Consider the following 23,083-nt stretch of genomic DNA (forward strand, 5'->3'; position numbering starts at 1 on the left):
ATCCCCCGTGCCATTGGACCACCGGGACGGGGCCGGCGCACCTCGGCCCGGGCCCCGCCCGGGAGCTGACGTGCCGCCAGGCGCCGCGCGCCCTCGGGCTCAGGCGGTGAGCTGGTACAGGCTCTTGGAGACCAGCACCAGCCCGATGACCAGGCACAGGCCGATGATCGCCTGGTCCTGGTGGCCGTCGAGCCAGGTGCGCAGGGCGAGCAGCCGGACGCGGGCGGAGCGCGGGGCGAAGAGGGCGTAGACCTCCATCGCCAGCAGGCTGGAGCTGGCGATCAGGCAGTAGGCCAGCAGCGCCAGATAGGACTCGAGGTGGGACAGGTCGGCCTCGACGACGGTCGCGGCGCCCGCCGCGACCAGGCCCCATGGCTGGAGGAGCACCGCGAGGCCCGCGGACGACCAGGCCGAGACCCGCTCCAGGCGGTTCGTCATCCGGGACGGCCGGTGGGGACGCGCCGCGCGGCGCCTGCGGTGCTCGGCGTAGCCCACCAGCCCGACGCCGACGGCGAGTTTGCCGGCGAGGGCGGCCGTCGAGGGGGAGGACTTCGGCTCCGGCGGCTCGCCCCCGGTCAGCAGCAGCACCGCCGCGACGACGGCGACCAGGCAGGCCAGCCAGGCCACGATGAAGGCCAGGCCCTTCCACACGCCGCCGCGGGTGCTCAGCACCAGCACGAACGCCATCAGCGGGAACGGGAACAGGGTGACGGCCAGCCCGATCAGGACGAGGTCAAGGACCATCGCCGCCCCCGCCGGGGGTCGGGGGCACGGAGGAACGGCCGGCCGCGTCCATGCGGTCATGGTCACCGGGGCCGCCCGCGGGCACAACTCCACGGCCCCGGGTCCGACTCGCCGGGCCCATGGGCCGGGCTTACGTTTGAGGTGGCCGGCGCACCCGCTCACTCCAGGCGGGGCCGAGCGGCCCGGAGGACGGTGACCGCGATGACCGTGGACGCCCGGTGGAGATCCCCCGGGGAACGTGCCGCGCACGGCAAGGCGGCCCGCAAGAAGGCGCCGCGTTCCGCGCACGCCGGGTACGAGCCCGCGGCGGACCGGGCCGATCCCGTGGACGTCGTGGCGGAGCAGTCGGCGCGGCGCGTGCCTGAGCTGGTGCCGATCCGCTACGGCCGCATGATCGAGTCGCCGTTCCGCTTCTACCGCGGGGCGGCCGCGGTCATGGCCGGGGACCTGGCGCACACGCCCCGCTCGGGGCTGCGGGCCCAGCTGTGCGGGGACGCGCACATGCTGAACTTCCGGCTGCTGGCCTCGCCGGAGCGGCGGCTGATGTTCGACATCAACGACTTCGACGAGACCCTGCCGGGCCCCTGGGAGTGGGACGTCAAGCGCCTGGCCGCCAGTCTGGTCATCGCGGGGCGCGCGAACGGTTTCTCGGCGTCCGAGCGCGCGGGGGTGGTGCGGGCTGCCGTCGGTGCCTACCGCCGCCGGATGCGCGGCTTCGCGGGGATGGGCAACCTGCAGGTCTGGTACACCCGTTTCGAGGCGGACCAGTTGCAGCAGCAGTTCGCCCCGATGATGGGCGGCGAGGACGTGGTGCGCTGGGAGCGTGCCCGGGCCCGGGCCCGTGCGCACGACACGCTGCAGGCCTTCGACAAGCTGACGCGGGTGATCGGCGGCAGACGTCTGATCGCCCCCGATCCCCCGCTGCTGGTGCCGCTGCGCGACCTGCTCGACGGCGACGCCCGCGCCTCCCTGGAGAAGGAGATCGCCCGGCTCGTCGAACGGTACGGCCACACCCTGCAGCCCGACCGGCGCTTCCTGCTGGACCAGTACCGGCTTGCCGACTGCGCCCGCAAGGTCGTCGGGGTCGGCAGTGTGGGGACCCGCTGCTGGATCCTGCTCCTGCTCGGCAAGGACGACGAGGATCCGCTGTTCCTGCAGGCGAAGGAGGCCGAGGAGTCGGTCCTTGCGCCGTACGCGGGGCCGGGCCCGCACCGTTCGCAGGGCGAGCGGGTGGTCGCCGGGCAGCGCCTGATGCAGGCGACCAGCGACATCTTCCTCGGCTGGGAGCACCTGTACGGCGTCGACGGGCGCCAGCGCGACTTCTACGTACGGCAGTTGCGTGACTGGAAGGGCATCGTGGTGGCCGAGAACCTGACCCCCGGCACGATGACGCTCTTCGGTGAGGTGTGCGGCGCCACGCTGGCCCGGGCGCACGCGCGGTCCGGGGACCGCATCGCGATCGCCGCCTACCTGGGGGGTTCGGACGTCTTCGACCGGGCGGTCGCCGGGTTCGCCGAGGCGTACGCGGACCAGAACGAGCGGGACCACCGGGCGCTCGTGGAGGCCGTCCGCGGCGGACGCCTCCGGGCGGAGAGCGCCTGAGGCCCGCGCGGCGGCGCTGCCGGCCGGCCGTCGTCGGTCGGACTCGCCGGGCGTCTCCTTGGTCGGCGGGTTGTGCTCGACGACGGGCGGGGTGACCTGGCGGGTCCCGGTCCCCGTCCCGGTCCCGGCCTCGTGGGCGAGCCGAAGGACGGTGGGGTGCGGGTTCGTGCCGACGGGGGCGACGGGGCCCACCCCGGCCGAGGGACCGCGGAGTTCACGGGTCCGGCGCCCGTCACGGCCGTGACGACGCGGGACGAGGCGTCCGCCCGGCCGGCGGACGCCCGCCGCCGAGCGGCGGCAGGGGCGGGATGTCCGGGCCCTGGGGCAGCAGTTCGGCCGCCACGAAGGCGACGACCACCGCGAGCACCACGACCGGCACCGACTCGATGTTGCCGAGCAGGAGCACCACGAGCACCACGCTGCTCACCGGCAGGCGCATCGCGGCGGCGGTGGCCGCCGCCATGCCCGCCGCCATCGCCGGTACGACCCCGAAGCCGGGCAGCGGGGCGGCCAGCAGCCCCGCGGCGCCGCCGAGGAAGAGCGAGGGGAAGATCGGGCCGCCGCGCAGGCTGCCCAGGCACAGCGCGTAGCCGGCGCCCTTGCACAGCAGCACCGCGACCAGGGCGCCGGCCGGCCAGAGGTGCGGGTCGGCGGCCATCTGCGCCAGTGCCGTCTGCCCGGAGGAGGCGACCTCCTCCGGTGTGCGGCCGGTGGCCAGCGCGTACACGGCGGCGCAGGCGCCGGCGGCGAGCGCGCAGAGCACGGTGTGCGGCAGCGGCCGGCGGGAGACGAACACCGCTGCGGCCTTGCCGCCGGTGACGACGAGGTGCACGGCCATCCCGACCACGAGGGCGAGGAGCACGCCCCACACCACGTCGCCCGCGTCGAGCGTGGGCGGGCGGGGCAGGCCGATGTCGAGGTGGGACGTCTTCAGTCCCGTCCAGCGGCCGAAGCCGGTGAACACGATGTCGCCCACGCCGCTGGCGAGCAGGGCCGGCAGCATCACGGCGAACAGCTGCGGCCCGCCGACCCCGGCCACCTCCATCAGGAGTACCCCGGCCACCACCGGGTTGCCGAAGATCGTGGCGATCGCCGCCGCGGAACCGGCCGCGCCCACCAGGGCGTTGCCCTGCGGGGTCGCCGGCGTGCGGACCAGGTCGCGGAAGAGCAGCGCCAGTCCGCCGCCGAAGGCGATGAGCGGGGCCTCCGGGCCGAGCACCGCGCCCAGCGGCAGTGCCGCCAGGGCGGCGAGGACCACGCCGGGCAGGGCGGAGGGGGTGAGCCCTCCGGTGTGCAGACCGCCCGCCGGGACGTGGCCGCCGCGGCCGGGCAGGCGGGTGACGACCAGGCCGACGATCGCACCGGCGAGGGTGAGCAGCGGCAGCGGCCACCACCACGGAGGCGTCTGCCAGCCGAACTGCCCCGGCAGCACCTGCCACAGCAGCCGCTCCAGTTCGTGCAGCGCGACGAGGAACCAGAAGGCCAGGAAGGACACCGGGATGCCGATCACCGCGGAGAACACGAGCGTCCTGCGGTACCCCGGACGGCGCAGTATGTCGCGCAGCTGGTCGGCTTCCTGGGGCTGGCTCCCGGGGTGGCTGATCGCCGGCCTCCTCGCTCGCGAATGGGGCGGAACGGGTGATGTCCGGCGAGACTACCGACGCGGGGCCGCACGGAGGCGCAGGCCACGCTGGACGTTAGGGTGAGCCGACCGCGCGAGGAAGCGCGGCCCCGACGTATCTGGAGGTGCCATGGCCGCCCCCACCTGGGTCGCCGTGCCGGACGACTCCCCCTTCGGCGTCCACAATCTGCCGTACGGGGTCTTCACCACCGCGGACCGGCCGCAGGAGCGCCGGATCGGCGTCGCGATCGGAGACCACGTGCTCGACGCGGGCGCCGCCGCCCGCGCCGCCGGAGCGGGAACGGCCGGGCCGGAGGCCGGGCTGCTGACGGCTCCGACGCTCAACCCGCTGCTGACGGCGGGGCGTTCCGCCTGGACGGCGGTACGGTCGCTGATCACCGCGTGGCTCACCGACGAGGCCCACCGGGCGGCCGTCGAGCCGCACCTGCTGCCGCGGGACTCCGTCACGCTGCATCTCGCCTTCGACGTCGCCGACTACGTCGACTTCTACGCCTCGGAGCACCACGCCACCAACGTCGGCCGGATCTTCCGGCCTGACGGGGAGCCGCTGCCCCCCAACTGGAAGCATCTGCCGATCGGTTACCACGGCCGCAGCGGCACGATCGTCGTCTCGGGGACGCCGGTGGTCCGCCCCAACGGGCAACGCAGGGGCGCCGGCCTGTCCGCCCCGTCCTTCGGGCCGTGCGAACGGCTGGACTTCGAGGCCGAGCTCGGCTTCGTCGTCGGCGGCCCGACGGCGCAGGGCGAGCCGGTGCCGCTGGCGGAGGCCGAGGAGCACGTCTTCGGGGTCTGCCTGCTCAACGACTGGTCCGCCCGCGACATCCAGGCCTGGGAGACGGTGCCGCTCGGCCCGTTCCTCGGGAAGTCCTTCGCGACCTCCGTCTCCCCGTGGATCGTGCCGCTCGACGCGCTGTCGGCGGCGCGCGTCGACCCACCGCCGCACGACGTGGGGATCCAGCCCTACCTGGACGACCGGGACACCGGGACGCCGCCGCGCGGGCTCGACATCGCCGTGGAGGTCCGGCTGAGGGGCGAGGTCGTCTCCCGTCCGCCGTTCTCCACCATGTACTGGACGTACGCCCAGATGCTCACCCACATGACCGTCAACGGCGCCTCGTTGCGGGCGGGCGACCTCTTCGCCTCGGGCACCGTCAGCGGCCCGAAGCGCGAGCAGCGGGGCGCGCTGATCGAGCTGACGTGGAACGGCGAGGAGCCGCTCGTACTGGCGGACGGCACGAAGCGGACGTTCCTGGAGGACGGTGACGAGCTCGTCATCTCGGCGACCGCCCCGGGGCCGGACGGCACCCGCATCGGCTTCGGCGAGGTCGCGGGCCGGGTGGTGGCGGGCCCGGTACTCGTGTGAATTGACCTGCTCACGGGTCTGTCCGAGTCCCGGTTCGGCGTGATCTCCTACGCCTGACGGCGCGGCGTCCGGCCACGGCGCGCCGCGCCGTCGCGCGGGTGGGTACGCACGCCCGCACCGAGACGACCCGGACCCGCAGGGGAGCCATGTCCGAGACGCTGCCCTCCGCACCCTCCGAGGACGCCGGCCGTGCGTCCGCACCGCCGCTGCCCCGGCAGGTGCGGATCGGCTACGGCCTGGGGTCGCTGGGCACCGGCACCTTCGGCACGGTGCCGGGGCTGATCCTGCTCTACTACCTCACCGATGTGCTGGCCGTCCCGGCGGCCGTGGCGGGCGCGGCCGTCTTCCTCCCCAAGGCGTGGGACGTGCTGATCAACCCCCTGGTGGGCGCGGCCGCCGACCGCAGCCGGCTGCAGGGCGGTTCGCGACGGCCGTTCCTGCTGGCCGGGGCGCTGACGCTGCCGCCGCTGTTCGCGCTGGTCTTCGCGGCGCCGCCGCTGCGCGGGGCCGCGGCCGCGGCCTACGTGGCGGTGTTCTTCCTGCTGGCCGCCACCGCCTACGCCGTCTTCCAGGTGCCGTACGTGACGATGCCCGCGGAGATGACGGAGGACCCGGACGAGCGCGCCCGGGTGCTGGGCTGGCGCGTGGGGTTCCTCGGGGTGGCGATCCTGCTGTCGGGGGCACTGGCACCGGCGGTCGCCCACGAGAACGGCGACACCCCCGCGAGCTACCGGGTGATGGGGGCGGTCGTGGCGGTGCTGCTGCTGGCCGGGATGCTGGGCGCCTGGCACTTCACCCGGCGCGCCCCGTCGGTCGCCCGCAGCGAGCCGGAACCGTCGCTGCGGGCGCAGTTGGCGACGGCCCGGGACAACCGGCCGTTCCTCTTCCTGGTGGGGATGTGGACGCTGCAGGCGCTCGCCGTGGGGATCATGCTGGCCGGGGTGCAGTACTACGCGACGTACACCCTCGGCGCGGCCGGTGCCGTCACCCCGCTGTTCGTCTGCATGATCGGCCCGCTGGTGCTGGTGATGCCGCTGTGGAACCGGCTGGCCCGGGCGCGCGGCGTGAAGTACGCGCAGTGGTGCGCCTCGCTGCTCTTCGTCGTCGCCGCCGCCCTGCTGGCCCTCACCCCGTACGCGGGGCCGGGCCTGGGCTACCCGGCGGTCGCGGCCGTCGGGATCGCCTACGCGGGGCTGCAGTTGCTGCCGCTGACGATGCTCGCCGACACCCTGGCCGCGGACGCGGTCCGCACGGGGCGGCGGCGGGCGGCCACCTTCACGGGGCTGTGGACGGCGGCCGAGACGCTGGCGTTCGCGCTGGGCGCCGGGGCGTTCGCAGTGGTGCTGGCGGTGAGCGGGTTCCGCTCCTCGGACGCCGCGCACCACGCCGACCAGCCGGACTCGGCCCTGACCGGCATCAACGCCGGTATGAGCGTGCTGCCCGCGGTGCTCGCCGCCGCGAGCCTGTGGCTGCTCCACCGCTACCGGGAGGACCCCGCCGGTCCCGCCCCGCAGACCCCCGCCCGTACCGACCCGCCCGAGGACACCGACGACCATGCCCAGTGAGCCCGTTCCCTCTCCCGCCCTCCCGCAGGGCCGCCCCGCCGGCGAGGTGCTGGCGCGGCTGGCCGAGCTGCGCGCGCAGGACGCCCCCACGCGCGGCGGCCGCACCTTCGCGTACGTCTACGACTCCGGGCTGTCCGGCGTCGACGAGCTGGCCGCTTCGGCGTACACGGAGTTCGCCACCGTCAACGGGCTGGACATGACGGTCTTCCCCAGCGTCGCGCGGCTGGAGAACGACCTGGTCGCCGCCGCCGTGGCGCTGCTGGGCACGCCCGGCGCCCAGGGCACCTTCACCAGCGGCGGCACCGAGTCGATCCTGCTGGCCGTGAAGACCGCCCGGGACCACGCCCGCGCGGTGCGCGGGGTGACCGCGCCCCAGCTGGTCCTGCCCTCCACCGCGCACGCCGCCTTCCACAAGGCCGCCGCCTACCTGGGCCTGGAGGCCGTGGTGGTGCCGGTGGACCGGGACACGCTGCGGGCCGACGCGGCGGCGACGGCGGCCGCGATCACCGAACGCACGGCGCTGGTGGTGGCCTCGGCGCCCTCGTACGCCCACGGGGTGGTCGACCCGGTCGCGGAGATCGCCGCCGCGGCGGCCGGCCGCGGTGTGCTGTGCCACGTCGATGCCTGCATCGGCGGCTGGCTCCTGCCCTACCTGCGGCGCGCCGGGCGGGACGTGCCGGACTTCGACCTGTCGGTGCCCGGGGTGACCTCGCTCTCGGTGGACCTGCACAAGTACGGGTACGCCGACAAGGGCGCCTCCGTGGTGCTCTACCGGGACGCCGCGCTCCGCCGCCACCAGTACTTCGCGCACGCGGGCTGGCCGGGCTACCCCGTGGTCAACCCCACCGTGCAGGGCACCAAGTCGGCGGGCCTGCTCGCCCAGGCGTGGGCCGTGCAGCGGCACATCGGCGAGGACGGCTACCGGGCGCTCGCCGAGCGCACGGCCGCGGCCGCCGACCGGCTGCTGCCGGGGCTGCGTGCCGTCGAGGGGGTGCGGGTGCTCGGCGATCCGCAGGCCGGGCTCGTCGCGTTCACCCTGCTCGGCGCCGACGGCGCGCCGGACCTGAGCCTGCTGCTCCACCTCGCCGACGAGATGCGCGAACGCGGCTGGTACCTGCAGCCGCAGCTGTCCTTCGACGGGCTGCCGCCCAACCTGCACCTGACTCTGACCCCCGCGGCGGCCGGGCTGGTCGACGCCCTCCTCACCGACCTGGTCGCCGCACTGAAGGCGGCGCGCGCCCTGGAACCGGTGGCGGTGGACCCGGCGATCGCGGAGTTCGCGGCCGGGCTCGACCCGGACACCCTGGGGCCGGAGGAGGTGGAGGCGGTACTGGCCTTCGCCGGTATGGGCGGGGGCACCGCGCTGCCGCGCCGGATGGCCCCGGTGCTGGCGCTCCTGGACGCGCTGCCCGTCCCGCTCAAGGAGCGACTGCTGACGGAGTTCGTCGGGGCGGTCTTCCACGTCTGACGACGCGCGCGGCAGCGGGGCTCCGGCGGTTCGCACCGTTCGCCGAATGGACCCCGTTTCCCGGAATCGGCCTCGCGAAATACCCGCCTTCAATACCGGGCGCGCGGTGTGAAACGCGGAGACTGGGCGAGGCATATATCTGCCCCGCCGTCCTCGCTGATTGAATCAGGCGAGCACTTCGGAATCATAGAATCTCAGCGCCGACTTCTGGCATTCTCGTACCACCGCCTCGGGTTCACCGCGCGCCGCCATAAAGATTCCGTGTCGCCATTGGGACATGGCCACGTTGTGCCATGGCGATTCGGTGACAGGCCCCTTTCTCACAACGGATGATTCCGAAGGGCTTGTGAACGGCGCCTGTACAGGGGGTTTGCTCATAACGCGAACTCCCTGGCGGCGGCGTTGACGCCGACTGCATGAGCGTCACCTTCCTGCACGCTCCGCGGACGCGGTCGCAATGGTGCGAGGGGGTGGCCCTCCACGAACTCGTCCCGCAGTTTCAACACCGACGACGCGGTCGGGTTCAACAGCGATGCGCCATGACGTTCACATTCAGACGCCCAACATGAATGCCGGGATGTCAGAGGGGACAGCGACACCAATGAAACAGATCCGCCTGTGGGCGGCGATATCGACGTCGGCGATGGCGGTGGCGGGTGTGATCACGCCCGCCACCGCCCAGGTCCCGACGGACGCCGCGGTACGTACACCGGCGCCGCAGCACCGGCCGGTCACCGTGCGGCTGATCACCGGCGACCGGGTCACCGTCAGCGACGCGCCGAACGGCAAGAAGACGGCCTCGGTGCAGCGCGCGCCGGGCCGTGACAAGGTCTTCTTCCAGATCACCGAGAAGGGCGACACCCTGACGGTGCTGCCCTCCGACGCGGCGATGCTGGTTCGTTCGGGACGGCTGGACTCGGGGCTCTTCGACGTCGCGGGCCTGGTGAACGAGGGATACGACGAGGCACACGCCGACGCCCTGCCCCTGATCGTCTCCGCACCCAAGGGCTCCGCGCGTAAGGCCGCCAAGAAGGCGGACGTACTCGCCGAGTTCCACGACGAATCGGCCGAGCCGCGGCAGTTGCCGAGCATCGACGCCCAGGCGCTGCGCGTGAGTGACGACGATCTCGCCGCGTTCTGGCGAAAGTTGGCGCCTGCGGCAGGTGCGTCCGCGGCAGGTGCGGCGGCCGCCACCCCGAAGATCTGGCTGGACCACAAGGTGCGTCCGACGCTGGACCGCAGCACCGCGCAGATCAACGCGCCGGCCGCGTGGGCGGCCGGTTTCCACGGCGAGGGCGTCAAGGTCGCGGTCCTGGACACCGGCGCCGACCAGGCGCACCCGGACCTGGCGGGCCGGGTCAGCGTGGCCAAGGACTTCAGCGGCAGCGGTTCGACCCAGGACCGCTTCGGCCACGGTACGCATGTGGCCGCCACCGCCGCCGGCAGCGGAGCGGCCTCCGCGGGCCTGCGCAAGGGTGTCGCGCCCAGCGCCGACCTGCTGATCGGCAAGGTCCTCGGCGACGACGGCTTCGGCAGCGAGTCCCAGGTCATCGAGGGCATGGAGTGGGCCGCGGCGCAGGGTGCCAGGGTCGTCAACATGAGTCTGGGCTCGGACATGCAGACCGACGGCACCGACCCCATGAGCCTGGCGGTGAACGAGATCTCCCGCAGCAGCGGCGCGTTGTTCGTCGTCGCCGCGGGCAATGCCGGTGAGATGGGTGAGAAGACGGTGGGCTCGCCGGGTGCGGCCGATGCCGCCCTGACCGTCGGCGCCGTGGATCGCGACGACTCACTGGCCTCCTTCTCCAGCCGCGGTCCCCGTTACGGCGACAGGGCCACCAAGCCGGACATCACGGCTCCCGGTGTCGGGATCGTCGCCGCGCGCGCCGCCGGCACGACCATGGGCGTTCCGGTCGACGACCACTACGTCGCCGCCAGCGGCACGTCGATGGCCACGCCTCATGTGGCCGGTGCGGCGGCGCTGCTGGCCGGGCAGCACCCGAGCTGGACGAGTGAGCAGCTCAAGGACGCGCTGATCAGCACCTCCCACACGGTGTCCGGGCAGGTGCCTACCGAGCAGGGCGGCGGCCGCGCGGACGTCAAGGCCGCCTTCACCTCCCCGGTCACCGCCACCGGCACGATCAACCTGGGCCGGTACGAAACGGACGGTTCGCGGGTGCGGCAGGCCGGCGTGGTCCGCTACACCAACCACTCCGGCGACGAGGTGTCGCTGAAGCTGCGGGCCGCGCTGACGGCCAAGGGCGGCAAGGAACTCCCCGCACAGGCACTGACGCTGGGTGCGGACACCGTCCGCGTCGCCCCCGGCGCGACCGTCGAGGTCCCGGTCGGCGTCGACCCCTCGAAGGCTGCCCGTGGCTCCTACTACGGTTACGTCACCGCCACGTCAGCCGACGGTGCGTCGGTCCACACCACGCTCAGCCTGTGGGTCCGCGCGCCGATGCATCAGGTCACGATCGATTCCCGCGGCCCGGACGGGGAACTAACGGCCTGGGCCCTGCTGGACGTCTTCGGAGGCGACACCGAGGTCCAGTTCACCGACACGGGCGTCGCCCAGGTCGAGGAGGGCACCTACCAGTTCGCCGGCACGCTGCTGTACGGCGGCGGAGGTGCCTCCGGCGTTCAGCTGTACCAGGTCGTCAACCCCGAGGTAAAGATCACCAAGAACACGACCGTCACCCTGGACGCGCGCAAGGCGAAGCAGGTGCGGGTGCGCACCCCCAAGCCCGCCGAGCGACAGAACAACCTGACCTACCAGACGTACCGGAAGATCGACGGCGTCGACCAGACCCTCGGCATCTACTACGAGGACGGCAACGGCAACGTCGACCTGTACGTGACCCCCACGTCCAAGGTCACCGAGGGCGAGTTCGAGTTCAACTCCCGCTGGGAGATGACTGCCCCCCAGATCCGGACCGAGGTCCGCGGCACGGACTTCGGCCTCGAGTCGTTCTACGCCAAGCAGTCCACTCCGTTCGATCCCCGGGGTGAGCAGTTGGTCGCCGTGGACGCGGGGACGCGGGACGAGCCGGACCTCCGCCCCGCCCACGTGCGCGGCAAGCTGGCCGTGATCCGCGACGAGTCCGGGTCCGGCGAACACGAACTCGCGGAGACCGCGGCGAAGGCGGGCGCGAAGGGCGTCATGATCGTCATGCCCGCGGGGCACCTTGCCTGGACCCGCTGGAAGCCGATGAACACCCGCACCGCCATCCCCGTGGTGAGAACGACCGCCACCGACGGCGGCAATCTGCTGCGGTACATGAAGACCCACAAGGCCGTCATCGACATCTCCGGGACGGTCGAGAGCCCGTACCTGTACGACATCGCGGCAAACTGGCAGCAGTACATCCCGAAGGACGTGACGTACACCGTCTCGGATCGCAACACCGCGCAGGTCAAGGCCGCCTACGCCAACAACGGCCCGCTGCGCTGGACCGCCGAGCAGCGCTTCAGCTGGCGCCCCTACACCAGGGTCGCCTGGGAGACCTCGCGATGGGTGCCGACCGGCAAGCCCCGCACGGAGTACGTCACGTCCGGCGACACGCAGTGGATGCACTACGCCGATTTCATGACCGGACCGGAGCTGTACTACGGCGGTCCACTGCTGGCGGGCCTGAACGACGCCCCTCGCACTTTCACGACAGGTGAGAAGGCCACCGAACAGTGGTACAAGGCCGTGGTACGGCCGTCCATCCCGCGCGGCTGGAACCGTCCCGCCGTCCGCAACGGTGACACTCTCAGCCTGTCGATCCCGGAGTACACCGACGCGGTGGCCGGTCACTGGGGCCGCAAGCAGGTTCCTCCCGCAGGGGGTGGCATCGGCGCGGGTGCCGGAACGCGTGCATCGGAGAACGATCCGTCCTATCTCCAGGGCGATACGGTGGCGGCGGTCCTCTACCGCGACGGCAAGAAGGTCAGTGAGGCCGCGGACGCCTGGAGGAAGTTCTCCGTCCCGGCCGGAGCGGCCGACTACCGCCTGGATCTGACGACCTCCCGCGAGACCGAGTTCTGGCGGACCGGCACCAGGACCTCCACGTCCTGGACCTTCCGTTCGGACACCACGGCGAAGGAAACGCTGCTGCCGCTGCTCCAGGTCGACTACGGCGTCCCCGCCGACCTGGACAACACCGTCCGCGGCGGGAAGCGGCACGACCTCGACCTGACCGTCAGGAACCAAGACGGACTCGCCACCCCCACCGGGGTCAAGTTGAAGGTCGAGGCCTCCTTCGACGACGGCGAAAGCTGGAACGGGCGGATCCGCGTCAAGGACCACGGCCACAACCGGTTCACCGCCACCATCGAGCGACCCGGTGACCGGAGCAAGAACGCGTACGTGACCCTGCGCGTCACCGCCACCGACAAGGCCGGCAACACGGTCCGGCAGACCGTGGAACGCGCCTACCGACTCGGCTGAACACTCCTCCGACCGATCCGGCGGGTGCCAGGGGCCAGTCCCCCGGCACCCGCCTCTTGAGGACCGGTGTCGTCCGGAGAGGAACGCGTGGGCGGCGGTCACGTGGGTTCCGGCTCCGCACATCCATGCCGGTCGTGCGGCGCGCCGCAACCGGCGCGCCGCGCGGCGCGTCAGCGTTCGCGGCCGCGGGGCTTCAGGGGTGTCGCGGGGAGTTCCGGGGCCAGGAGGCGGTCGCCGTCGTAGCCGTGCACGGTGCCGAAGGCGCTCCCGGAGTTCCACTCCTCGCGGGCGCGGGCGATCTCCTCGCCGCTGCGGGCGACGAAGTTCCACCACATGACGAGCTTCTCCTCGAACGGCTCGCCGCCCAGCAGCATCAGGCCCGCGTCGGAGTCCGCGCGCAGCGGCAGTCCGGTCCGGCCGCAGCCCAGGTAGAGCATCGAACCGGCCTCCACGGGCACGCCGTCCACGTCGGCCCGCCCGGACATCGACAGCACCGCGTACTCGAAGTCCCGCTCCAGCGGCAGCGTCACGTCGGTGCCCGCGGCCAGGGCGAGGTCGGCGCCGACGATGGGCGTGTGCACGGTGCCGGGCGAGGCCGCGCCGTCCAGCGCGCCGAGGATCACCGTGGCGGTGAGGCCGCCCCCGCCCCGCAGCACCGGCAGGTCGGCGTGGTGCTCGAAGGCGGGGTCCCCGTGCCGTGCGGCCTCCGGGAGGGCGACCCACAGCTGGGCGCCGTGCAGGAGGCGGGCGTGCTCGCGCGGGGACTCCTCGGAGTGGGCGATGCCCCGGCCCGAGGTCATCAGGCCCAGTTCCCGCGGGCGCACGGTCCGCAGGCTGCCGAGGGTGTCGCGGTGCAGCACCTCGCCCTCGTGCAGCCAGCTGACGGTCTGCAGTCCGATGTGCGGGTGCGGGGGCACCTGCATGCCGGGCTGGTCGGCGATGTCGTCGGGACCGTAGTGGTCGACGAAGCACCAGGCGCCGACCATGCGGCGGCCGAGGTTGGGCAGCAGGCGCCGTACGGCGGTGCTCTCGCCGAGCGGCACGAGGCGTCCGGTGAGCAGGTCGTGGACGGGTTTGGCGGACACGTCCTCGCGCCCGCCGCACGTGGCGGGCGCCGGATGGACATCGAGGTTGCTCATGGCGCGATCATGCCTCGCGGCGCTGCCCGGGGACGAGCACCGCGGGGATGTCGGCCTCCAGCCCGCGCAGGTACTCGCCGAGTCCCTTGGCCTGCGGGTCGGGGCGCGTGGAGGCGGCGACGCCCTCGCCGAGCAGGCCGTGCAGGACGAAGTTCAGGGCGCGCAGGTTGGGCAGCTCGTAGCGGCTGACGGGGAGTTTCGCGGCTTCCGGCAGCAGCGCGCGCAGCCGTTCGACGTCGAGCCAGTCGCGCAGCCAGCCGTAGGCGGCGTCGTCGCGGGCCCACAGACCGACGTTGGCGTCGCCGCCCTTGTCGCCGGAGCGGGCGCCGACGAGCAGGCCCAGCGGGGCGCGCACGGTGGGGCCCTCGGCCGGCCGCCCGGGCGGGGCCGGGGGCTGCGCGGGGACGCGTACGGACGTGGCGGGCGGGCGCGGCACGGGGATGCGGGTGCCGTCCTGGAGCACGACCTCGGGGTGGACCAGGGCGGCGGGGACGAGGGCCGGCCAGTGCACGCCGTACTCGGTGGGCCTGGGCGAGAAGTGCTCCATGTGCAGTCCGGGCGCGGTGGACAGGCCCGTTCCGACGACGGCGCCGAACAGGGCGCGGCCGACCTTGTCCTTGTCGGGGTCCTTGACGGTGAGGGTGAGCCGGGCGCCGGTGGCGGTGGGCTCGGTGCGCAGGTCGTACGTCCCGAAGCCGGCCGGGCCGCCGGTCGCGTCGAGCAGGGACGCCTCGGCGAACCGGGCCTTGGCCTCGATGTCGGGGCCGCTGAGCACGAAGGTGGCCGAATTGCGGTAGCCGCCGTGGTGGTTGAGGCACACCTTGAGGGTGTCCGGGGCGGGTTCGCCCCGGGCCCCGCTGACCAGGACGCGGTCGGGGCCCTGCTGTTGCAGGGTCACGGTGTCGAAGCGGGTGACGACGTCGGGGTTGAGGTAGGCGGGGCGGTCGATCTCGTACAGCAGTTGGGCGGTGACGGTGTCGACGGTGACCGCTCCCGCGGTGCCCTCGTGCTTGGTGATGACGCTGGAGCCGTCGGGCCGCAGCTCGGCGATGGGGAATCCGGGGCGCACGGGCCGCTCGATCTCGGTGAAGAAGGAGTAGTTGCCGCCGGTGGCCTGGGCGCCGCACTCGATGATGTGCCCGGCGGTGACCGCACCGGCGAGCCGGTCCCAGTCGTCCGTGGCCCAGTCGAACGCCCACGCGGCGGGGCCGACGACGAGGGAGGCGTCGGTGACGCGGCCGCAGATGACGACGTCGGCCCCGGCGCGCAGGGCCTCGGTGATGCCCCAGGCGCCGAGGTAGGCGTTGGCGGTGAGCGGGCGCACGCCCGCGTCGGCGAGCGGGAGGCCACTGGAGAGGTGGGCGAACGGGTGGCCCTCGCCCTGGAGTTGGGGCAGCCGGTCGAGCAGGTCGTCGCCCTCCAGGTGGGCGACCGACGGGTTCAGCCCCGCCAGGGCGGCCAGTTCGCGGAGTTTGCCGGCCAGCCCGGCGGGGTTGAGCCCGCCCGCGTTGACGACGATCTTGATGCCGCGGTCCAGGCAGGTTCCCAGGACGTCGCCCATCTGCGCGAGGAAGGAGAGGGCGTAGCCCGCCTCGGGGTCGCGCTGCCGGGCCTTCCAGAGCAGCAGCATCGTCAGCTCGGCGAGGTAGTCGCCGGTCAGTACGTCGATCGGGCCGCCCTCGACCATCTCGCGGGCGGCCGACAGGCGGTCGCCGTAGAAGCCGGAGCAGTTGGCGATGCGCAGGGTCTCACGTCGCTGGGTCATGTCCCTCGCCGTCAGCGGTGTCGGTGTTCAGATGTGGGTGGTGGTGGGTGGTGCTCGTGTGCGGGCTCAGGCGGCCGTCGCGCGCAGCGACTCGACGTGGCGGCGGATCTCCTCGGGCGAGAGGTAGATGTCGGTGACCTCGAAGTCCTTCAGCGCGGCCGGCCTGCGGGCCTGGAACCCGGTGCGGACGAAGTCGTCCCCGGCGACGGCGTTGAGGAACCAGCCCGCCGCGGCGCGGAAGCGGGCGGGGAAGGTGCGCAGCGCGCCGAGGTGGTAGCCGCGGGCGACGACCTGGGCGGGGAGGCCGCTGAGCGGGATGCCGAGGGGCTTGGAGACCGCCTCGACCCCGCCGAGGTCCACCACCAGGCCGAGGTCCCGGTGCCGGTACGGCTGGAGGGGGCGGCCGCGCAGCGCCGCGACCACGTTCTCGGCGACGGCCTTGCCCTGCCGCATGGCGTGCTGGGCGGTGGGCGGGCAGACCGCACCGCCGCCCACGTCGAGGTCGGGGACGGCGGCCGAGTCGCCGAGGGCGAAGACCCCGTCGGCGCCGGGGATGCACATCTCGGGGTCGGTGACGAGCCGGCCCTTGACGGTCTCGGTGCCGAGGGTGGTCACCAGGGGGCTGGAGACGACGCCGGCCGTCCAGATGAGGGTGCGGCAGGGCAGCTTGCGCCCGTCGGTGAAGGTCACGGTGTCGGGGGTGACCTCGGCGACGGACACGCCGAGCGAGACCTCCACCCCGCGCTCGCTGACGATCTGCATCGCCTTCAGCCCGAGCTTCTCGCCGAGTTCGGGCATCAGGCGGGGCGCGATGTCGATCAGGTGCCACTTGATGAGGGCCGGGTCGAGGCGCGGGTAGCGCTTGACCGCCGCCGTGGTCAGCCGCTGCAGGACGGCGGCCGTCTCGGTGCCGGCGTAGCCGCCGCCGACGACGACGAACTGCAGCCGCGACTCCCGCTCGGCCTGGTCCGTCGTTGCGGACGCCAGGTCCAGCTGTGCGATGACGTGGTCGCGGATGTAGGCCGCCTCGGCCAGGGTCTTCATACCGCGGCCGTACTCGGTCAGGCCCGGGATGTCGAAGGTGCGGGTCACACTGCCGGGGGCCAGCACGAGGTAGTCGTACTCCCTGACGAGCTCCTCGTCGGTGATCTTCTTGATGACGACGGCCTTGGCGGCCGGGTCGACCCCGATCGCCCGCCCGGGTATGACCTCGCTGCGGTGCACCATGCGGCGCAGCGGGACGGCTACCGCCTGCGGGGTGAGCACGCCGGCGGCGACATGCGGGAGCAGGGGCAGGTAGAGCTGGTGGCTCCAGGGCGTGACCAGGGTGATCTCGGCCTCGTCCTGGGCCAGCCGCCGCTCCAGCCGGTGCACGCACTCCATGCCCGCGAAGCCGCCGCCGACGACCAGGATCCTGGGTCGCTTCATCACTCGCCTCCCGTAGGACCGTTCGGGGCCCGATTCCCTACCCGCGGCGTGTGCGGATACGCCTCCGGCCACGCTCGCACACGCCTCGTCGCGGCGCGAACGGAGCGGGAGCCGGCATCGAGCGGCACGCTACCGGCCCCGGCGTGCGCGGATGAAGGGTTCGGCGGGACCGGCCCGGGGCACCGGACGCGGGTCAGCCCGCCGGTCGCACCCGGGCCCGGGGCGTGACGCGGCAGCGGGCCGGTCCGCGGGCCTGGAGGGTGATGCCGGCGCCGAGCGGTACGTCCTGGTCGACGGCGGTCAGTTCGTGGCCGCGCAGCAGGACGGCGAGGGCGAGCACGGACTCCAGCAGGGAGAAGTGCTTGCCGATGCAGGCACGGGGGCCGCCGCCGAAGGGCAGCCAGGCGTAGCGGTGGCGGGCGGCCTCCGCCTGCGGGGTGAAGCGGCCGGGGTCGAAGCGGTCGGGCTCCGTCCAGTGGCCGGGGTGGCGGTGGATCACCCAGGGGACGACGATGACGTCGGCGCCGGCCGGGACGGGGAGGCCGCCGATGCGGGTGGCCGCGACCGAGCGGCGCCCGATGACGGGCGCGGCCGGGTAGAGGCGCATGGCCTCCTTGAGGACCGCCGTGAGGTGGGGCAGGGCGTCGAGGTCCGCGGCGCCCGGGACGCGTCCGCCGAGGACGCGGTCGATCTCGTCCCTGGCCCGGGACTGCGTTTCGGGGTGACGGGCGAGCAGGTGGAGGGCGAAGGCGAGCGAGGTGGCGGTCGTCTCGTGCCCGGCGAGCAGGAAGATCAGTACCTGGTCGCGGATCTCGGCGGGGTCCAGGGGGCGGCCGTCCTCGTCCCGGGCCGAGGCGAGCAGGGAGAGCAGGTCCTGGCCGTCGCCGCCCTCCGCGCGGCGCCGCTCGATGATCTCGTCGCAGACCGCGTACAGCTCGGCGGTGGCGGCCGCCGCCCGCCGGTTGCCGGGGGTCGGCCAGTCGCGGGGCGTCCGCACCGGGGCGAAGCCGCGCCGCCGGACGTGGTCGTTGACGACCGGCATGCAGCGGCCGACGGTCTCCACGGCCGGTTCCACGGCGCCGCCGAACAGCACGCGGGCGATCGTGCGGAGGGTGAGGCCGTGCATCTCCTCCAGGACGTCGACGGTGCCGCCGGGCGCGGCGTGCCAGGCCGCGGCGAGGGCGGTCGCCTCGGTGGTGACGGCGGTCGCGTAGCCGTCGACGCGGCGCGGGGTGAACAGCGGCTGCAGCAGCCTGCGCTGCCGCTGGTAGTCGGCGTCCTGGCTGGTGAGGAGCCCGTTGCCGAGGGACAGCCGGACCTCCTCGTAGAACGCGTTGTCCTTGCGGAAGCCGGCCGCCTCGGTCGCCAGCACCTGCTGGGCGCCCTCGGGCGAGAACACCGCGTGCACCTCGGCGCGCAGCCCCGGCGGGCCGACGGTGAAGCGGACGAGGTCGCCGTGGTCGCGCCGCGCGCTCTCGTAGGTGCCGAGGGGATCGCGCAGCAGGTCGAGCATCGACCCGAGCAGCGGTGCGCCCGCCGGGCCCGGCACCTTCGTGTGAGCGGTCGTCATGGTTCGATTCTGCGCGCGGTGCGCCGGCGACGGGGCCGAGCCGGGGAGCTTGGCCGGAACCCGCCTCGGGGCCGATCATGGGGCGCGACGGACACCACGGGCACCACGGGCCCCGGAGGACGGGAGGCACCATGGAGGACGCTCCGCGCTCGGCGGACGAGCTGCTGGACATCGTGGACGAGCGGGACCGGGTGGTCGGCCGGACGACGCGCGGTGAGGCTACCGCGCGCGGCCTGCGTCACCGCTGCGTCTTCATCCTGGCCAGGGACGGCGAGGGGCGCGTGTTCGTGCACCGCCGTACCGCGCGGAAGCTGGTCTTCCCCTCGCTCCACGACATGTTCGTGGGCGGTGTGGTGGGCGCGGGCGAGGCGTACGACGACGCGGCGCTGCGCGAGGCGGAGGAGGAGCTGGGGGTGTCCGGTCTGCCGCGTCCGACGCCGCTGTTCAGCTTTCTCTACGAGGGGACGGGGGCGGCGGCGGGTCACACCTGGTGGTCCCGGGTGTACGAGGTGCGCTGCGACCTGCCGGTCGCGCCGCAGGCCGAGGAGGTCGCCTGGCACGACTTCGTGACGGAGGAGGAGCTGGAACGCCTCCTGCCGGAGCGGGAATGGGTGCCGGACGGCCTGGAGGCCTGGGAGCGGCTGCGCGACTGGCGACGACGAAGGTGACGCTGATCAGCAGCGCCCAGGCGCCGAACTTGGCGAGGGAGACCGGCACCCAGCCGTGCTCCTGGTCGGGGTAGCGCCAGGCGCCCACGTAGGTCGCGGCGTTCTCCGCGACCCACAGGAAGAAGCCGATGAGGACGAAGGAGAGCGCCAGCGGCATCCGCAGGCGCGCCCCGTCGACCGTGAAGTGCACCCAGGTGCCGGCGGTGGCCCACAGCAGCAGGACGGCCAGCAGCCACCGCGCGTCGGGCAGCCAGTGGTGGGTGAAGAAGTTGAGGTACACCGCCGCGGCCAGGATCGTCATGGCCCGTCGGCGGTAGCCGGTCAGGCCCAGTTCGAACAGCCGCCAGGCGGCGCACACGTAACTGCCGACGGCGGCGTAGAGGAAGCCCCCGTACAGCGGGACGCCGCCGAACTTGGTGAGCGCGGGTTCGGGGTAGCTCCAGGAGCCCAGGTGCACCTTGACGAGTTCGAAGAGCAGCCCGACGGCGTGGCACACCGCGATGACGGCGACGTCGCGGCCGCGCTCCCAGCCGCAGGCCCAGAACAGCGCGCTGAGCGCCACTCCGTAGCAGAGCAGCAGGTCGTAGCGGGCGACGGGCAGCGGGGGCAGCAGCCGCGAGCCCGCCACGCCCGCCATCAGCGCGACGGCGAATGCGCAGCAGCGCGCCTCCGTCCAGCCGAAGAGCAGGAGTCCGCGGATTCCGGTGACGATCGGTCCCATGGGGAGGGGGACACCCTGGGGCGCCGCTCCGGTTCCGCCCCGGTTCCGCCTTGGTCACGGGCGGGTTCGGGCCGGGCGGGGGGTCAGTCCAGGGAGCGCAGGGCGGTGTCGACGGCGTCCTCGACGAAGGCCCTGCCGAGGCGGGCCCGGCCGACGACGCGCAGGCCCTGGACGAAGGTGGTGAGGAAGCGGGCGAGTGCCACCGGTTCCTTGTCGGCGGGCAGCTCCCCGCGGGCCTTCGCCTTCTCCAGCGCCGCCGCGAGGGAGGACTCCAGCAGGCGCATAGTGATCGCGACGCGGTCCACGGTGCCGGGGTCGTCTCCGCGCTCGGTGGCGGCGTTGACCAGCAGGCAGCCGCGTTCCGGGTCCTCCAGGTCGGCCTCGACCATCTGCGTCAGCGCGGCACGGACGACGGGGCGGATCTCGTCCGCGTTCTGCAGCAGTTCGATGAGTCCGCCGGCGTACTGGGAGCAGTAGCGTTCCAGGGCGCGGGCGTAGAGCTTGTCCTTGGAGCCGAAGGCCGCGTACAGGCTGCCGCTGCCGATGGAGAGCTCGGTCAGCAGGTCCTGGAGGGACGTCGCCGCGTAGCCGCGGCGCCAGAACAGGTCCATCGCACGGTCGAGGGCCTGGTCGAGGTCGAACTCCCTGGTGCGCGCCATGGCGCGAGCATACCATTTCTGGATCAATTGATACACTATGGCTCCCGCGAGCCCCGGCCTCACGGGTCGCCCACGGCGCGCCCGGCCGCAGGCCGCTCGGTACTGTGGGGCCGTGATCAAGCATGTGCGGGCCGCGGCCGGGGCGGTCGCCCTGTGGTTCGCCCCGGCACGGGTGCGGGCCGAGGGGACGACGCCCGACTACCGCTTCTCGCTCGCCAACGAGCGGACCTTCCTCGCCTGGCTGCGCACCGCGCTCGCGCTGGTCGGCGGCGGCTTCGCGGTCGACCAGTTCCTCCGGGACCTGCGCCGCCCGGTCCGGGTGACGCTCGCGGTGGTGCTGGTGGTCGGCGGCGCGATGTGCGCCGTCCGCGCGGTGAACCACTGGGTGCGCTCCGAGCGGGCGATGCGGCGCGGGGAGGATCTGCCGGTCTCGCGCTTCCCGGCCCTGCTGGCCGTACTGGTGGCCCTGGTGGCGGTGGCGATGCTGCTCACGGCGGTGCTGGGGTGGGCGGGCTGATGACCGCCCCGGGCGGGGACACGCCCCGGGATCCGGGGCTGCAGCCGGAGCGGACCCGGCTGGCCTGGCGGCGCACCACGCTGGCCTTCGCGGTGGCGGCGCTGCTGGCCGGGCGCGAGGCGCTGCTGCACGGGGTGTCGCCGGCCGGACTGCTGGGGCTGTCGCTCTGCGCGCTGGCATGGCTGGCGTTCACCGTCGCCACCCAGCGGCGGATCGCCGCCCTGGGCTCGGCACGGCCCGCCGCGATGACGGCGGGGACGGCGGCCTGGGCGGTGCTGTGCGTGGTGGTGCTGGCCGTCGCGGGCGCGCTGCTGGTCTTCCTCGGCCCGCGCTGAGGGCGTTGACGCTTGAAGACATCAAGGTAATGATTTACCATCTCAAGCTTTTGAGTACACTCGCAGACATGAGCGCCCCGACCGCCGCGACGACCACGCAGCCCACCAAGATCGAACTGCTGGAGCTGCTCGCCGCCATCGGCACCGCCCAGTGGCAGGACTTCGCCGCCGCTGCCGCCCGGCACGGGCTGACCTCCATGCAGGCCAAGGTGCTCGCCCAGCTGGGCGGACCGGTGCCCATGCGCGGCCTGGCCGAGCGGCTGGTGTGCGACGCGTCCAACGTCACCGGGATCGTCGACCGGCTCGAGGCGCACGGCTTCGTCCGCCGCGAGGTCAGCGCCGCCGACCGCCGGGTCAAGAACGTCGTGGCCACCGACCTCGGGCGCGAGACCATCCGCCGCGTCCGCGACGAGATGCAGGCCACCCACGGGGCGCTGGACACCCTGGACGAGGGCGAGCAGGCGGCCCTCTACGCGCTGCTGGAGCGGCTGCGCCCGGTCATGGAGGCCCGCGGCAAGGAGCGCTGACGCGAGCCGGACCGGCCGCGGGAAACGGCACCGGGACGGGAGCGGGAGGGCGCCAGGCCGCGCAGCGGGGCGACGAGCGCGCGGACCTCGCGGTCCGCGAAACCGGGCTCCCGCGCGATCACCCGCACCAGCTCCCCGCGCACCGGCCGGCCGCGTCCCGCCTCGACCAGGGCCAGCGACTCGGCCAGCGCCGCGGGGAGGTCCGGTCCGCGCCAGGGTTCCGCGGCGTACGCGTCGAACCAGCGCGGCGGCGGGAAGGACGGCTGCAGCTTGGCCTGTCGGTCGCCGAAGTACGACCACACCCCCGGGTGCAGGGACACCCCGGCGACGTGCCCCGACGGCAGGGACCGCGCCCAGCCGCCCGCAGTGTTCTGCTGCCAGCGCCAGGTGTTCGGGCTGGTCCGCCGGCGGTGGGTGACCCCCACGAAGCGCAGCTTGCGGCGGATCACCGGCCACGGCTCGCGGCTCTCGCGCACCCAGTCCGCGAGGGCGGCGAACAGTGTGTCGTAGGTGCCGCCCCCCGCGACCAGGTCGACCAGTGCCACCGGACGGGTACGGCGGGCCAGGGCGTGCGGCGCGAGTCCGGCCGCGGCGAGGTGTTCGCGCAGCCGGGCCCTGTGCGCGAGCGGCGGATGCGGGCGCAGGCGCAGCGACAGCGGCAGGCGCAGCAGCCGCCCCTCCCGGGAGGAGCCCTCGAAGGCGCCGGTCAGCAGGTCGTACATGCTGTCCAGGGAGCGGCCGACGAAGCAGAGGTCGGCGCCGCCCGAGCGGGCGAGCACCTTCCCCGTGCACACGGTCAGTTCGGGCAGGTACCACAGAGCGGGGCGCGCGGCGCCCTCCGTCAGGGTGCCCAGCCGGTCCGGCGGCGCTCCTCCCCGGGCTCGCGACAGCGCCCAGCGGTACGGCTGGGGCGGCGCGGCCGCCGGTGTGGTCGTCAT

General features: G+C 73.7%; 17 protein-coding genes and 1 pseudogene. 9 read left to right on the forward strand and 9 right to left on the reverse strand.

Features of this window, described 5'->3' with window-relative positions:
* Positions 1-99: 99 nt before the first annotated feature.
* A complete protein-coding gene (locus CHF15_RS25235; protein ID WP_089226170.1) occupies positions 100-744 on the reverse strand; it encodes a GAP family protein in 645 nt (214 codons plus the stop codon).
* Positions 745-945: 201 nt separating this feature from the next.
* On the opposite strand from CHF15_RS25235, the gene CHF15_RS25240 reads away from it, so the two are divergent.
* Positions 946-2,346: a DUF2252 domain-containing protein gene (locus CHF15_RS25240; RefSeq protein ID WP_089226171.1), complete on the forward strand. Its 1,401-nt coding sequence runs from the start codon at positions 946-948 to the stop codon at positions 2,344-2,346.
* A 232-nt stretch (positions 2,347-2,578) separates the two neighbouring features.
* Here the strand turns inward: CHF15_RS25240 and CHF15_RS25245 are convergent, their stop codons facing one another.
* Positions 2,579-3,868, reverse strand: a complete 1,290-nt coding sequence (locus tag CHF15_RS25245) for a chloride channel protein (RefSeq protein ID WP_089226172.1) — start codon at positions 3,866-3,868, stop codon at positions 2,579-2,581.
* A gap of 229 nt (positions 3,869-4,097) precedes the next feature.
* Here CHF15_RS25245 and fahA point away from each other — a divergent pair, with 229 nt between their 5' ends.
* The 4 genes from fahA (at position 4,098) to CHF15_RS25265 (ending at position 12,816) form a co-directional block, all read left to right on the forward strand.
* On the forward strand, positions 4,098-5,351 hold the full coding sequence (fahA, locus tag CHF15_RS25250; RefSeq protein ID WP_089226173.1) for a fumarylacetoacetase: 1,254 nt from the start codon (positions 4,098-4,100) through the stop codon (positions 5,349-5,351).
* 146 nt (positions 5,352-5,497) lie between these two features.
* Complete coding sequence (locus CHF15_RS25255) at positions 5,498-6,916, forward strand: MFS transporter (protein ID WP_089226174.1); 1,419 nt, start codon at positions 5,498-5,500, stop codon at positions 6,914-6,916.
* Entirely contained in the window at positions 6,906-8,384 is a 1,479-nt protein-coding gene (locus CHF15_RS25260) for a pyridoxal phosphate-dependent decarboxylase family protein (protein ID WP_089226175.1), read from the forward strand. Before CHF15_RS25255 ends, CHF15_RS25260 begins: the two co-directional genes overlap by 11 nt.
* A gap of 601 nt (positions 8,385-8,985) precedes the next feature.
* The gene (locus CHF15_RS25265; RefSeq protein ID WP_179279957.1) at positions 8,986-12,816 is read left to right on the forward strand and encodes a S8 family serine peptidase; all 3,831 of its coding nucleotides are present in this window, start codon (positions 8,986-8,988) and stop codon (positions 12,814-12,816) included.
* Between the two features lie 170 nt (positions 12,817-12,986).
* Here the strand turns inward: CHF15_RS25265 and CHF15_RS25270 are convergent, their stop codons facing one another.
* The 4 genes from CHF15_RS25270 to CHF15_RS25285 all read right to left on the reverse strand — a co-directional run bounded on the left by CHF15_RS25270 (position 12,987) and on the right by CHF15_RS25285 (position 18,718).
* Positions 12,987-13,955 (reverse strand): pirin family protein, encoded by a 969-nt coding sequence (locus CHF15_RS25270; protein ID WP_089226176.1) that lies wholly within the window; start codon positions 13,953-13,955, stop codon positions 12,987-12,989.
* A 7-nt stretch (positions 13,956-13,962) separates the two neighbouring features.
* The gene (locus CHF15_RS25275) at positions 13,963-15,720 is read right to left on the reverse strand and encodes an acyclic terpene utilization AtuA family protein (RefSeq protein ID WP_107418566.1); all 1,758 of its coding nucleotides are present in this window, start codon (positions 15,718-15,720) and stop codon (positions 13,963-13,965) included.
* Positions 15,721-15,786: 66 nt separating this feature from the next.
* The gene (locus CHF15_RS25280; protein WP_089226177.1) at positions 15,787-17,148 is read right to left on the reverse strand and encodes an NAD(P)/FAD-dependent oxidoreductase; all 1,362 of its coding nucleotides are present in this window, start codon (positions 17,146-17,148) and stop codon (positions 15,787-15,789) included.
* A 193-nt stretch (positions 17,149-17,341) separates the two neighbouring features.
* Positions 17,342-18,718, reverse strand: coding sequence for a cytochrome P450 (locus CHF15_RS25285; protein ID WP_089226178.1), 1,377 nt, complete (start codon positions 18,716-18,718; stop codon positions 17,342-17,344).
* Between the two features lie 131 nt (positions 18,719-18,849).
* Between CHF15_RS25285 and CHF15_RS45495 the strand changes: the two genes are divergently transcribed.
* Positions 18,850-19,386: an NUDIX hydrolase gene (locus tag CHF15_RS45495; protein WP_220093331.1), complete on the forward strand. Its 537-nt coding sequence runs from the start codon at positions 18,850-18,852 to the stop codon at positions 19,384-19,386.
* On the opposite strand, the pseudogene CHF15_RS25295 reads toward CHF15_RS45495, so the two are convergent.
* A pseudogene (locus CHF15_RS25295) lies at positions 19,337-20,107 on the reverse strand (DUF817 domain-containing protein); the annotation flags it as partial. The gene CHF15_RS45495 and the pseudogene CHF15_RS25295 overlap by 50 nt on opposite strands.
* A gap of 83 nt (positions 20,108-20,190) precedes the next feature.
* On the reverse strand, positions 20,191-20,766 hold the full coding sequence (locus CHF15_RS25300) for a TetR/AcrR family transcriptional regulator (RefSeq protein ID WP_089226181.1): 576 nt from the start codon (positions 20,764-20,766) through the stop codon (positions 20,191-20,193).
* Positions 20,767-20,878: 112 nt separating this feature from the next.
* Between CHF15_RS25300 and CHF15_RS25305 the strand changes: the two genes are divergently transcribed.
* The 3 genes from CHF15_RS25305 to CHF15_RS25315 all read left to right on the forward strand — a co-directional run bounded on the left by CHF15_RS25305 (position 20,879) and on the right by CHF15_RS25315 (position 22,145).
* On the forward strand, positions 20,879-21,283 hold the full coding sequence (locus tag CHF15_RS25305) for a YidH family protein (RefSeq protein ID WP_245939036.1): 405 nt from the start codon (positions 20,879-20,881) through the stop codon (positions 21,281-21,283).
* Positions 21,283-21,618, forward strand: coding sequence for a DUF202 domain-containing protein (locus CHF15_RS25310; protein ID WP_089226289.1), 336 nt, complete (start codon positions 21,283-21,285; stop codon positions 21,616-21,618). The genes CHF15_RS25305 and CHF15_RS25310 overlap by 1 nt, the downstream gene beginning before the upstream one ends.
* Before the next feature lie 68 nt (positions 21,619-21,686).
* Positions 21,687-22,145, forward strand: a complete 459-nt coding sequence (locus CHF15_RS25315) for a MarR family winged helix-turn-helix transcriptional regulator (protein ID WP_089226182.1) — start codon at positions 21,687-21,689, stop codon at positions 22,143-22,145.
* Here the strand turns inward: CHF15_RS25315 and CHF15_RS25320 are convergent.
* Positions 22,088-23,083: a hypothetical protein gene (locus tag CHF15_RS25320; protein WP_089226183.1), complete on the reverse strand. Its 996-nt coding sequence runs from the start codon at positions 23,081-23,083 to the stop codon at positions 22,088-22,090. The two genes, CHF15_RS25315 and CHF15_RS25320, sit on opposite strands and share 58 nt — an antisense overlap.

It is taken from the genome of Actinacidiphila glaucinigra (genome assembly GCF_900188405.1).
Lineage (GTDB): Bacteria > Actinomycetota > Actinomycetes > Streptomycetales > Streptomycetaceae > Actinacidiphila > Actinacidiphila glaucinigra.

Bases quoted from the DNA above. Each gene is read 5' to 3' on its own strand.
- CHF15_RS25235 (WP_089226170.1), bottom strand. From the start codon at position 744: ATGGTCCTTGACCTCGTCCTGATCGGGCTGGCCGTCACCCTGTTCCCG.
- CHF15_RS25240 (WP_089226171.1), top strand. From the start codon at position 946: ATGACCGTGGACGCCCGGTGGAGATCCCCCGGGGAACGTGCCGCGCAC.
- fahA (WP_089226173.1), top strand. From the start codon at position 4,098: ATGGCCGCCCCCACCTGGGTCGCCGTGCCGGACGACTCCCCCTTCGGC.
- CHF15_RS25255 (WP_089226174.1), top strand. From the start codon at position 5,498: ATGTCCGAGACGCTGCCCTCCGCACCCTCCGAGGACGCCGGCCGTGCG.
- CHF15_RS25260 (WP_089226175.1), top strand. From the start codon at position 6,906: ATGCCCAGTGAGCCCGTTCCCTCTCCCGCCCTCCCGCAGGGCCGCCCC.
- CHF15_RS25265 (WP_179279957.1), top strand. From the start codon at position 8,986: ATGAAACAGATCCGCCTGTGGGCGGCGATATCGACGTCGGCGATGGCG.
- CHF15_RS25270 (WP_089226176.1), bottom strand. From the start codon at position 13,955: ATGAGCAACCTCGATGTCCATCCGGCGCCCGCCACGTGCGGCGGGCGC.
- CHF15_RS25275 (WP_107418566.1), bottom strand. From the start codon at position 15,720: ATGACCCAGCGACGTGAGACCCTGCGCATCGCCAACTGCTCCGGCTTC.
- CHF15_RS25280 (WP_089226177.1), bottom strand. From the start codon at position 17,148: ATGAAGCGACCCAGGATCCTGGTCGTCGGCGGCGGCTTCGCGGGCATG.
- CHF15_RS25285 (WP_089226178.1), bottom strand. From the start codon at position 18,718: ATGACGACCGCTCACACGAAGGTGCCGGGCCCGGCGGGCGCACCGCTG.
- CHF15_RS45495 (WP_220093331.1), top strand. From the start codon at position 18,850: ATGGAGGACGCTCCGCGCTCGGCGGACGAGCTGCTGGACATCGTGGAC.
- CHF15_RS25300 (WP_089226181.1), bottom strand. From the start codon at position 20,766: ATGGCGCGCACCAGGGAGTTCGACCTCGACCAGGCCCTCGACCGTGCG.
- CHF15_RS25310 (WP_089226289.1), top strand. From the start codon at position 21,283: ATGACCGCCCCGGGCGGGGACACGCCCCGGGATCCGGGGCTGCAGCCG.
- CHF15_RS25315 (WP_089226182.1), top strand. From the start codon at position 21,687: ATGAGCGCCCCGACCGCCGCGACGACCACGCAGCCCACCAAGATCGAA.
- CHF15_RS25320 (WP_089226183.1), bottom strand. From the start codon at position 23,083: ATGACGACCACACCGGCGGCCGCGCCGCCCCAGCCGTACCGCTGGGCG.